The sequence below is a fragment of the Prevotella sp. P6B1 genome (assembly GCF_000702825.1).
GTDB lineage: Bacteria > Bacteroidota > Bacteroidia > Bacteroidales > Bacteroidaceae > Prevotella.
In genome coordinates, this window is sequence record NZ_JNKF01000012.1 from 104,412 (window position 1) to 116,864 (window position 12,453).

General features: G+C 49.1%; 9 protein-coding genes. 5 read left to right on the top strand and 4 right to left on the bottom strand.

Annotated elements, in window-relative coordinates; genetic code table 11:
- Position 1 precedes the first annotated feature (1 nt).
- From T495_RS0107360 to T495_RS0107380, 5 genes are all read left to right on the top strand, one after another.
- On the top strand, positions 2 to 928 hold the full coding sequence (locus T495_RS0107360) for a hypothetical protein (protein ID WP_155993512.1): 927 nt from the start codon (positions 2 to 4) through the stop codon (positions 926 to 928).
- A complete protein-coding gene (locus tag T495_RS0107365; protein WP_028902229.1) occupies positions 919 to 1,371 on the top strand; it encodes a YqaA family protein in 453 nt (150 codons plus the stop codon). Before T495_RS0107360 ends, T495_RS0107365 begins: the two co-directional genes overlap by 10 nt.
- A 95-nt stretch (positions 1,372 to 1,466) precedes the next feature.
- Positions 1,467 to 4,832, top strand: a complete 3,366-nt coding sequence (locus T495_RS0107370) for a DUF2723 domain-containing protein (RefSeq protein WP_033148188.1) — start codon at positions 1,467 to 1,469, stop codon at positions 4,830 to 4,832.
- A gap of 3 nt (positions 4,833 to 4,835) precedes the next feature.
- Complete coding sequence (locus T495_RS0107375; protein ID WP_028902227.1) at positions 4,836 to 5,447, top strand: polysaccharide deacetylase family protein; 612 nt, start codon at positions 4,836 to 4,838, stop codon at positions 5,445 to 5,447.
- A gap of 18 nt (positions 5,448 to 5,465) precedes the next feature.
- Positions 5,466 to 7,814 (top strand): glycosyl hydrolase, encoded by a 2,349-nt coding sequence (locus tag T495_RS0107380; protein WP_033148189.1) that lies wholly within the window; start codon positions 5,466 to 5,468, stop codon positions 7,812 to 7,814.
- 19 nt (positions 7,815 to 7,833) lie between these two features.
- Here the strand turns inward: T495_RS0107380 and T495_RS0107385 are convergent, their stop codons facing one another.
- The 4 genes from T495_RS0107385 to T495_RS0107400 form a co-directional block, all read right to left on the bottom strand.
- A complete protein-coding gene (locus tag T495_RS0107385) occupies positions 7,834 to 9,591 on the bottom strand; it encodes a phosphatase PAP2 family protein (protein WP_197020359.1) in 1,758 nt (585 codons plus the stop codon).
- Positions 9,592 to 9,601: 10 nt separating this feature from the next.
- Positions 9,602 to 10,657 carry a metallophosphoesterase gene (locus T495_RS0107390; protein ID WP_155993514.1) on the bottom strand — a complete coding sequence of 352 codons (1,056 nt, stop codon included), beginning with the start codon at positions 10,655 to 10,657 and terminating at the stop codon, positions 9,602 to 9,604.
- Complete coding sequence (locus T495_RS0107395) at positions 10,651 to 11,361, bottom strand: hypothetical protein (RefSeq protein ID WP_028902224.1); 711 nt, start codon at positions 11,359 to 11,361, stop codon at positions 10,651 to 10,653. The genes T495_RS0107390 and T495_RS0107395 overlap by 7 nt, the downstream gene beginning before the upstream one ends.
- Positions 11,362 to 11,860: 499 nt before the next feature.
- Positions 11,861 to 12,418, bottom strand: coding sequence for an outer membrane beta-barrel protein (locus T495_RS0107400; RefSeq protein WP_033148191.1), 558 nt, complete (start codon positions 12,416 to 12,418; stop codon positions 11,861 to 11,863).
- Between the last annotated feature and the right edge of the window lie 35 nt (positions 12,419 to 12,453).

A 12,453-nucleotide genomic window follows, 5' to 3' on the forward strand; every position in this document is an offset into this window, starting at 1 on the left:
AGTGAAAAGATTACAGAATAGAATAGCAGAAAGTCGCCGCACGTTGCCGATAGCCATCCTGTATGGCATCGGCATCTGGCTGGCGTCAGGGATGGTACAGCACCATTGGTGGTTTCAGTTCGCCTGTTTCTTCACCGCAGTCTATGCGATGATTCATCTGAACAACATCAACATGCTGATACGCGTCTATAGCCGCATGGTATCAGTAGCTTATATCATGCTGGGCTGTTCGGCTGTATGGCTTTTTTCTTCGGTCCACGCCAGCATTGTGCAGGTATGCACCATCCTCATCCTACTGCTACTGTTTGCCAGTTATCAGGACACAAGGGCTATCGGAAAGATGTACTACGTCTTCCTGCTCATCAGTCTGGTGAGCTTGGCTGAGCCTTACTTCCTGCTATTCACCCCGATCATCTATCTGCTCATGGGCACCACGGTCTACTCCATGAGTATCCGTTCCTTCCTGGCCACGGTGTTAGGCCTGATCACCCCCTATTGGTTCTACATGGGGTGGCAGCTGTTCACTCATATCAAGGAACCCAGCACCATGCTGAGTTTCCTGTCGCATTTCAAGGATATGAGCTGGAGTCCGGACTATACAGCACTGACACTTCCACAGCTCATCTATTTCGGTCTGCTGGTGGTGCTGTTCGTGGTAGGAGCCATCCATTTCTGGTTGACCAGTTATATGGATAAGATCCGTGTACGTAATATCTATGCCAGTCTGAACCTGCTCACTCTCTACAGCTTTGTCATGATGGCCATTCAGCCACAGGCATACGAGGTGTGGATACAGGTGCTCACCATTACCGTAAGCCCCATTATCGCCCACTTCATCTCACTCACCAGAACCCGCATGTCGAACATCTTCTTTATCGTGGTGACAGCGGTTGTTCTGTTCCTAACCGGCATGAACCTATGGATGTAATCATCAGTTTTCTCACACAGTACGGCTATTGGGGCATGTTGTTGGCAGCATTCCTGGCCGGCAGTTTCTTCCCGTTCTCAAGCGAGGCCGTGATGGTTGGTCTGATGGCTACCGGACTGGACCCCTGGCTGCTGATGATCTATGGCACTATAGGAAATGTACTGGGCTCGGTATTCAATTACGGCGTGGGCCGAATGGGTAAGTTGGAGTGGATTGAGACCTATCTGCACGTGAAGAAGGAAGATCTGGACAAAGCCCACCGTTTTCTGGCAGGACATGGCGCCTGGATGGGCTTCTTTGCCTTTCTGCCTGTACTGGGTAGCGCCATCACGATAGCCTTGGGACTGATGCGATCGAACGTCATCATCACGTTTATCGCCATCACATTAGGCAAGTTATTCCGTTATGTGGTCTTAATCTATGGTGCAGGATTGTTTATGTAAGTTAATTATCAATTGTCGATTGTAAATTATCAATTATAATTTGTACCTTTGCACCACCAAACTCGAATTTTAACGTTAAAGAAAATATTTGTGTAATGAAACAATTCAGGTTAGTAGACAACGCATTGGGCTGGTTCGCTTTTTTAGTGGCTGCCATTGTCTATTGTTCTACCATTGAACCGACAGCCAGTTTCTGGGACTGTCCGGAATTTATCACCACGGGGTATAAATTGGAGATCGGTCACCCACCAGGGGCACCTTTCTTCATGCTCACAGCTAATCTGTTCTCACACTTTGCAAGCGATCCAACGCAAGTGGCACGCATGGTCAACACCATGAGCGCCCTTTTGTCGGCCACTTGTATTCTGTTCCTGTTCTGGACCATCACGCATCTGACGCGTCGATTGCTCATCAGCAACTGGAACGAGTTGACATGGCCCAAGACGATTGCCATCGAGGCCTCAGGATTGGTTGGAGCACTCATCTATACCTTCAGCGACACCTTCTGGTTCTCGGCTGTTGAGGGTGAGGTCTATGCTTACTCTTCAGCATTCACCGCTGTGGTATTCTGGTTGATTCTGAAATGGGAAGATCACGCCGACGAGCCTCATAGCGACCGTTGGCTGATCCTGATCATGTATATGACAGGTCTGTCTATCGGCGTTCACCTGTTGAACCTGCTCTGTGTACCAGCCATCGTATTGGTTTACTACTACCGTCGTTTCCCCGATGCCAACCTCAAGGGTTCACTCATTGCATTGGCTGTGTCGATAGTCATCCTGGCCGCCGTGCTCTATGGTGTCGTTCCCGGCATCATCACCGTGGGAGGCTGGTTCGAGCTGTTCTTCGTGAACACCCTCGGCATGCCATTCAATACGGGCGAGATCATCTATCTCATCCTGTTGGTAGCCTGTGTAATCTGGGCTGTTTATGAAACCCAGACACAGCAGCACTCGCTCACCATCCAGAACATAGCCTTCCTGCTGTCGGTAGGCATGCTGGGTATCCCCTTCTACGGTTGGGGATGGTCGGCATTCTTCATCGGTGTCATCGTACTGGCTGCCCTTTGGTTCCTGCTGAAGTACACGGTGAACAAGCAGGCACTCATCACTGCCCGTATGAAGAACACCATGTTGCTCTGCATGCTGATGCTGATGATTGGCTATTCAAGCTATGCCCTCATCGTGATCCGTTCATCGGCCAACCCGCCTATGGACCAGAACTCACCTGAGGATATCTTCACACTGGGCGACTACCTGGGACGTGAGCAGTACGGTCAGCGTCCTCTGTTCTATGGTCAGGCCTATACCTCACAGGTAGCTCTGGAGCAGGAAGGCAACTACTGCAAACCCGTCATGACGAAGGGTAAGCCCGTTTACCAGCGTAAAGAGAAAGCCTCGGCCGAAGAGAAGGACTCTTACTTTGTTGTACGCACCAAAGATGAATATAAGTATGCTCAGAACATGCTCTTCCCACGTATGTATGATGCCGGTCATGCCCAGGCTTATGAGTCGTGGATGGGCGGTGTAGATGGCACAGAAGTGCCTTACGACCGTTGTGGTGAGCAGATGACCGTGAAGGTTCCTACACAGCTGGAGAACCTCCGCTTCTTCCTGAGCTATCAGTGCAACTTCATGTACTGGCGCTACTTCATGTGGAACTTTGCCGGTCGACAGAATGATATCCAAGGCAACGGCGAACTGGAGCACGGCAACTGGATTACCGGTTTCTCGTTTATCGACGATGCACGTCTGGGCGACCAGAGTCTGCTTCCTACCGATCTGAAGGAGAACAAGGGTCACAATGTGTTCTACTGCATGCCTCTGATACTCGGTCTGCTGGGTCTTTTCTGGCAGGCATGGTACACCCGCAAGCGTAAGGCGATGGTGAATGGTCAGGAGAAGTTAGTCGATGAGCCGATAGGCATCCAGCAGTTCTGGGTGGTATTCTTCCTGTTCTTCATGACAGGACTGGCCATCGTGATCTATCTGAACCAGACACCTATGCAGCCCCGTGAGCGTGACTATGCGTATGCCGGTTCATTCTATGCCTTCGCCATCTGGTGTGGTATGGGTGTAGCAGCCATCATCGACTGGCTGAACCGCAAGCTGAAGAAGGAGAACCTGGTGGTAGCTGCCGTTGTCGGCATCGTTTGTCTGCTGGTTCCTGTTCAGATGGCATCACAGACCTGGGACGACCACGACCGTTCAGGCCGTTACTGCTGTCGCGACTTCGGACAGAACTACCTCATGACCCTGCAGGAAGAGGGCAACCCCATCATCTTCACCAATGGTGACAACGATACCTTCCCGCTCTGGTACAATCAGGATACTGAGGGATTCCGTACCGACGCACGCGTCTGCAACCTCTCTTACCTGCAGACCGACTGGTATATCGACCAGATGCGCCGTCCTGCGTTTAAGTCGCCTTCAGTCCCCATCACCTGGAGCCGTCTGGAGTATTGTGCAGGCACCAACGAGTATGTGCAGATTGATCCCTCACTGAAGAGCGAAGTGGAGAAATTGTACCGCGAGAATCCAGAGGAAGCCAAGAAGAACTTCGGCGAGCACCCATTCGAACTGAAGAACATCCTGAAGTACTGGGTTCGCAACACTAATAAGGAGCTCCACGTCATTCCTACCGACACGGTCTACATGACCATCGACAAAGAGGCGGTACGCAAGAGCGGTATGATGATGGCAGCTGACAGTATCCCTGACCGGATGGTCATCTCACTGAAAGGCAAGAGCGCGCTCTATAAGGGCGACCTGATGATGCTCGAGATGATTGATCAGTGCAACTGGACACGTCCTATCTACGTAGCCACCACCGTAGGTGCTGAGAACTACATGAACCTGGGCGACAACTTTATCCAGGAGGGCTTGGCCAACCGTATCTCACCCTTCACCACCAACGCCCCAGGTGCAAAGAACTTCGACACAGAGAAGACTTATAATAACGTGATGAAGAAGTTTAAGTTCGGTGGTGTGGATAAGCCCGGCATCTATCTCGACGAGACCGTGATGCGCATGTGTTACACCCACCGTCGCCTGATGTCGCTGCTGGCCATGAACCTCATTCAGGAGGGTAAGGACAAGCAAGCCAAGGAGGTACTCGACAAGGCAGAGAAGGAATTGCCAAGTTACAATATCCCTCACGATTATCAGAGCGGTTCGATGGAGCTGGCCCGTGCCTATGCCCTGATTGGCCAGACCAAGAAGGCTCAGGAACTGATCGACCAGCTGTGGAAGAAGTCGGCCGAATACATGATCTTCTATTGTTCGCTCGATGGTCAGCGCTTCGCCAGCTCACAGCAGGATTGTCTGCTCCATATGTACATCCTGAATCAGGTACTCAACCTGCAGCAGGTTGTAGATGAGAAGAAGGGCAAGGAGAAGGAGCAGCAGTTCCAAGGCATCAGCAAGATTTACGAAGCTAAGGGAGGAACTTACGGAAATTAAGATATGTTTATAGAGCAACCGGCAAAATTTCTACGCTGGCTCTACCCTAGAGCATACTGGCGAATGGACCGTCGTGTGAAGGCAGTGTACCTGACCTTCGACGACGGCCCTATCCCAGAGGCTACGCCTTTTATCCTCGACACGCTGAAGGAATTTGGTGTGCGCGCCACCTTCTTCATGGTAGGCGATAATGTACGCAAATACCCCGAACTCTACCAACGCATTCTGGCCGAAGGGCATCAGGTGGGCAATCACACCCACAACCATATTGGCGGTCTGCGTCACTCCATCAAGGAATACAGCTATAATGTGGAGAAGGCCAACGCCTATATCCACAGTCATTATGTACGTCCGCCACATGGCTGGATGCGTATGGCACAGTATGCCTGGCTGAGCAGGAAATACAAGATTGTGATGTGGGACCTCGTGACACGCGACTACTCCAAGTGGCTGACCGCCGAAGATGTGGTCTATAATATAAAGAGGTACGCGCGAAACGGTTCGATCATCACCTTCCACGACTCGCTGAAGAGTATCGACAAACTGAAGACCGCCCTACCCGAGAGTCTGCAATGGCTCAAGGACCAAGGCTACGAGTTCAGGATATTCCCTTAGAACCCCAAAATAATAACAATGAAACGAATTCTAACCACTTGCTTATTAGCAACAACATTCGCAATGACGACAAATGCCCAACCCCAGCTCCGTCCCGATAATATCGACGAGGTGCTCAAGGCAATGACCCTTGAAGAGAAAGCCAAACTACTGGTTGGCGGTGCAAACAATTTCTTTAGTGACAATGCCGTGGTTGGTGGCGAGGCCGACCTGGTAGCTGGAGCTGCCGGCACGTCGCCTGCCATCCCCCGATTGGGCATTCCTGCAACTGTGCTCACCGACGGACCTGCCGGTGTACGTATCGATCCCACCCGTAAGGGAACCACTAAGACATACTATGCCACAGCCTTCCCTATCGGCTCGTGTCTGGCTTCAACCTGGAACACCGACTTGGTAAACAAAGTAGGTCAGGCCATTGGTAACGAGACCAAGGAGTACCGCTGCGACGTGATTTTAGGTCCTGGCATGAATCTGCACCGCAATCCCTTGTGTGGACGTAACTTCGAGTACTACTCTGAAGACCCGCTGCTCACCGGAAAGATTGCCGCAGCCTATATCCAGGGCGTACAGAGCCAGGGTGCCGGCGTATCAGCTAAGCACTATGCCATCAACTCACAGGAGACAGATCGTACTGCTGTAGACGAGCGTGTCAGCCAGCGCGCTGCTCGCGAACTCTATCTGCGTGGTTTCGAGATTGCCGTCCGTGAGAGCGATCCTTGGACTATCATGGCTTCATACAATCAGGTGAACGGTCAGTACTCAATGGGTAACCACGACCTGCTCACCAAGATTCTGCGCGACGACTGGGGCTTCAAGGGCATTGTGATGACCGACTGGATTGGCATCCGCGATGGTCTGACCACTATCAGCGAGGTACATGCCGGCAACGACCTGATGGAGCCAGGACAGCCTGCTCAGGTGAACGAGATCATAGAAGGCGTGAAGAGTGGCAAACTCGATATCAAGGATGTGGATCGCAACGTGCGCCGTATGCTTGAGTATATCGTCAAGACCCCCAGCTTCCATCAGTACCCAGCATCTAACAATCCCGACTTCAAGGCCCATGCAGCCATCACCCGTCAGAGTGCCAACGAGGGTATTGTACTGCTCAAGAACAATGGCTCGCTGCCCTGGAAGAACGGTGCCATCAAGACCGTTGCCCTGTTTGGCGAGAACTCGTACGACTTCCTGTCGGGTGGTACCGGTTCTGGTTGCGTTCACCCACCTTACGTGGTTGACATGCTCGAGGGTCTGAAGAATGCCGGCATCAGCTCATCACCCGTACTCACCGATATCTATCGTAAGTACATCGAGTTTGCCCGTGTCAAGTTCCAGGCCGAGCGTCATCCTGCCAAGTGGTATCAGCGTGAATACTTCGGACAGCAGAAATATCCAGAGATCGGTATCGATCCTATCGCTATCAACAACGAGGTGAAGACTACCGATGCAGCCATCATCACCATTGGCCGTCAGGCTGGCGAGGGTGTAGACCGCGACCTGAACACCGAATTCAACCTCATCCCCGAGGAGCGCGCACTCATCACCGACGTATGCAATGCCTTCCATGCAGAGGGTAAGCCCGTCATCGTCATCATCAACTCGGGCAGTGTCATCGAGACAGCCTCTTGGAGTGGCTACCCCGATGCTATCCTGTGTGCATGGCAGCCTGGTATGGAGGGCGGTAACTCGATTGCCGACCTGCTGACCGGTAAGGTTAATCCTTCGGGTAAGCTCACCATGACATGGCCTATCGCTGCTACCGATCATGCTTCGACCAAGAACTTCCCTGGTCAGATAGACGACTACTCGCTGCAGATGATGATTGGCAGCAAGGCGCCCATCCCCGGACATGCCTATACCAACCACGAGGAGGACATCTACGTTGGCTATCGCTATTTCGACAGCTTTGGTCGCGATGTTGCCTACCCCTTCGGCTTCGGTCTGAGCTATACCACCTTCACCTTCACAAAACCCGTGGTTAAGGCCAAGGGCAAGGAGGCTGTCGAGGTCAGCATCACCGTCAAGAACACTGGAAGCGTCAGCGGTAAGGAGGTAGCTCAGGTTTACGTGCAGGCCCCCAACGGCAAGCTTGAAAAGCCCGCTCAGGAGCTGAAAGCCTTTGCCAAGACCCGTGAGTTGCAGCCCGGTGAGAGTCAGGTACTCACCATGACTATCCCCGTTCGCATGCTGGCCAGCTTCGACGAGGCTGGTAGCCAGTGGCTCACCGAGGCAGGCACCTATACCTTCCGTATAGGAAATAGCAGCCGCAACATTGCTGCGACTGCTACTCTCAAATTGGGTGAATATACCGAAAAGACCAGTAACGCTTTGGCACCTCAGCACAAACTGAATCTGCTCAAGAAGTAAGCGTCAGCAGAAGTCTTTTTTAGAACGATATGGTTAAAGAGCCGCCAATTACGAAAGTATGGCGGTTCTTTTTTACATGTGTGGTAAGAGGCACTAAATTGGCACGAGCTTCCGCTGCTGCCTCAGCAGCCTCCTTCAACTCCATATCAGTTGGATCTGACTGGTATGCCTCATCCAGAAAATCCAGGAAATCAAAGAATGATGGCATCGCTGATTTCATGAACTGGGCGGGGTTATACTCCAGCGTATAGGTCTTGCGACTCATATCGTAGTCGATAAACAAACGCCAGGCATAGTTCTCCTTGTAGGCATAGGTCAAGGAAATACCTGTTCCCCACTTATTACTGTTATTAGCACTAAGCGTGAAGTAATCCCACTTCGTATCGTATGTCTTACCAGCATCAACAAACATATTGTCACTGAACAGGTCAACTTCTTTCACTCTACCCTGATAACGCGCCGACAGATTCAGTTCCTGCATGATGCTACGACCAGCCACCAGCTTAGCACCTAAGGCAAAACGTTTTGAAAGGGGCAGATTGAAGTACAAACCCAAATCAGCAGCAAACTCCGTCAGGTGATCACTCTCAATATTAAACTCCGGTCTCTTATCTGGTGTATTGAACACGATATCATTCAGAGAACTCAGATCGGCATCACTTGACAGACCAGCAAACATCTCCTTCACATCCTGGTCGGCAAAGTCGAGTACACGGTCCCAGCCTTTGATAGGCGAGCTGTTCACACGCAGACGACCACCGAAACCGATGTACTTATTGAAGAAGTAGGCACCTTCGGCCGATACAGCGGTTGAAGCACCGAACTTCAGATTAAAGTTATCGTGGGCATCGTTGGTTTCAACACCGAAATCCAGATTACGCGAACCGAGTCCCAGTCCCATTGAAATCGAGAAGAACGACGGATGGTAGATGATACTACGCTCGCTCACGGCATCGCCACGGAGCAGTCCTTTTCCTTTGAAGATCAAGTCGCTCAAGGCATAACCTAACTCTCCCGACATGATACCGATACCGGCTCCCGAGAGTACATCGCTCACCCAGTGGCGGTTGTTCAACACACGCATCACTCCAGTGGCCGTTGCCACGCCATAACCAGCTACCGAGTACCAGGGCGAACGGGTCAGTCCATACTCCTTATGCAGCACAGTAGCACCTACGAACGCTGTTGCAGTATGTCCGCTGGGCCATGAATTACGGGTCGAACCGTCGGGACGCATCTCCTTTGCGGTATATTTAATACTGTTCACAAATAAAGCCATAAATCCGTACGACATACCTGTCGATGCCAGATAACGTCCCCAATCACTACGGCCTTCTACACCGGCTATCTTCAAGCCTGTCGATAATACAGGACCAAAGAACTGGGTGTAGTTATCTATCTCGGTCTTGAAATCGGTCACCAGTGTATGACGGTTCAACTTCGTATTCTGGCGGAAGGATTTCTTCTCACTCTTGGCTATGATACCAGCCAGGAACAAAGGCACGCCGGCAAACGTCAGGTCGTCCATCACCTGATAGGGCTTCACGTCGGAATTGGTACGCATCCATGTCAGCTGGTACTTCTGACTTCCGGATAGCAAGGGCGCCATAGGCAGTTCCAACTCAGGCCGGTAGGTATAGGCTGCCTTCATATCCAGTTTCATATCAATGGATGGAGTCACCAGTTTCAGGGGTTCCTGATTGGTATAATCCCTGTTTTCTGCCCTGACCTGACTGCATACTGTCAGCATGGCCATCAAAGCAAATAAAGTTTTCATTTTCATATCGTTACTTTTTAGTATAGTTCATTCTGACCTTCTCCCAGCTGATGGTACCGTCTTTCTTCACATGCACACGTATCAGATAATCGCCTGGATTGGGATTATTGGCCTCACACATCGAGTCGAGAGTCAGATACTCTGTATTGCCCACTTTCTGATAGTCCCATTTATGCACATGCCCCAAGAACACCATATCCGTTTCCCACTCCGTAAACTTGTTCAACAGGAAGAACATCTCCTCACGAGGGAAAGTAGAGGCAAACTCTACCGACCGTGGACGGAAGATATTGGTATGACTGAAAACAAAGGTATGACGGATAATTCGCTCACCTGATTCATGATGATAATCATTCAATACACCTTGTTCCAACAGCTTGACCTGTTCACGTCCCAATGTACCACTGGCAGAGTCAAGGAAAATAAAATGATCCAACTGAGGAGGATAGAGATTTACTAAGACGTAAACATCATAGAACGATGAGTGGAATATACTCGACCACAAAGCCCACCCGTTGTGTGTAATGTCGTGATTACCCACCACAGGATAAAAAGGATACTTCACCTGATTAAGGAGGTAGTCTTTATGATATACCGTATCTTCATATACAAAATAATCCGGCAGATCCTTCAGATATTCGTAATCTTCTTCATTGCCCTTGAAATGCTCTACGAAATTTTTCCTGGCATATTTCCATCGATACTCATCTATCAGGTCTTCGAGCGTGATATAGTATTCTGCTTTGGTATCGGCAATATCTCCCAAATGCGCCATCAGCAGATCGTTGTTATCGAGTGCAATCTGCAGCATTTCCCGCATACGCCCATCGTCAGTTGTCAGATGACTGTCGGCTCCCACTAAGAAGGTGTATTCATCCCCATCATAACCAGCGAGCATAGAACCTTCACCCTTATGATCCTGATAATAGGCATTCGACATTTTGACACGGTCCTCAACACCCGTGCCACTTACCAACACTCCTATCGGACTCACTTTATCGCAAGCCGAAAGCAATAGCAGGACAGTTCCTGATAATATATAATGTGTAGTCTTCATGGTTACCATACGTATTTAAGTCCTAATTTCCCTGATGTCTCATATTTACTGGCCAACTGGCTCATACTACCTGCTGGACGCACATTAAACTCACCGAAGAGATACATCTGTTTGTTCAGGCGCCCGTAAAAGTTCAATCCCCAGTTGATGTTCCAGTTCTCATAATAGAAATCGTCGTAGTTACGGAAGAAGAGGCCTACATTCCACGAATTTGTACGCGGACGTATCATGGCTCCGAATCCGAAAGTAACAGTAAGTGGTTCGGTATAGCCGAAGTCACCCGTATGCCAATGAATATACGACTCACCCACACGCAGATAGAAATAAGGCATTTCCCAGGTAACCGAGAGATTGCCAATGGTCTCATTGGCATTCCAACGGTGATAACGATTGTACATCAGTTTAGCATCAAAATAGAGGTCGCCCCACCATACGGGCAGTCGATAACCACCCTGCACATCGTTCGAGTAGAGCTGCTTACCCCACTGCTGCTGTACATCAGCACCTATATGCCAGCGATCAGTCAGATGGCGCTTGTACGAAAGACCTATGCCGCCATAGCCACTAACAACAACGTTATGTCCCGCCATCACATAACCCGACACCTCGTTTCGATGCTTGCCATCGTAACGATGCTGCCCCACAAAAGCGTTCTGCGCAGAAACAGAGAGTCCACCTATCAGGAGTCCAAGGATAATGATTAGTCTGTTCATATAATAGTTTTAAGTTACTTTTGCAAATTTAGGCAATTTTCATCATTTAAAGAGGTTTTTACTCTTAATTATTGTTAATCCAATCCTTTATAGCTATAAAAAGAGGCTCGTAGTAGTAATACGAGCCTCTTATTGCAGATGTTGCTACAACTTGTGTGCGCACTGCGTCACTATTGTCAAAAGGTATTAGAATTATTATTCGAAAGTAATCTAACTTTCACGACGTTGGCGCCGTAGTTCTTTTCATTATGTTCCAAAATCAAATTCACTCATTATTTTTCTTTCTGAGTGCAAAGTTAATACAAAATAATCAAACTCCGTAGAATTTAACATAAAATATCTTAAAACGATGAAATTTTTAGGCTTTCGTCAATAAAATCGATACAAACAAGTCGAATTAAACCCATTTTTTATATTCAGTTTTGAAAAAACAGCGCATTAAACAAATCAAGGCTCGCAGCAAATGCGAGCCTTGATTCTATAACAAAATAAGGATTGATCAGAATGGAATCTTGTAACCCAGAGTCAGCATGATAACACTGTTCTTGTAGCTCTCATCAGTGTAGTCCTTCTTAACAATCTTAGACAGACCAAAGTTATAACGAGCATCAATCACAAAGTCGCCGAACTCATAAGCAGCACCCAGAGGAATAGAGATATCAGTCTTATTGCAATACTCCTTGAAATCAACATTAGAATTCTTAGCCTTTGTCATGAAACCGAATTGTACACCAGCCTTCAGGGCAAAACCAGGAGCTACATAGCAGTTAGCCAATATTGGAACATTGACATACTCTAATTTAAAGTCTCCTACATTATTTTTACCCTTTTCACCTTGCATGGTATAGAGAGCACCAACAGAGAGACCGAAGTTGTCGCTTAGCATATAGCCCAACTCAGCACCAGCCACTTCACCAAACTTCATCTTACCTTCAATTTTGGTAACGTTAGTCAATGTAGCACCAACCATTGGCTTCAAGAATACCTGACCTGCCTCCTGGGCACTTACTGTAACTGCTGCGAGCATCATTGCTGCAATCATCATTAGTTTTTTCATAATCGTTCTGTTTTAAATTAATAAATTCTGTTTCA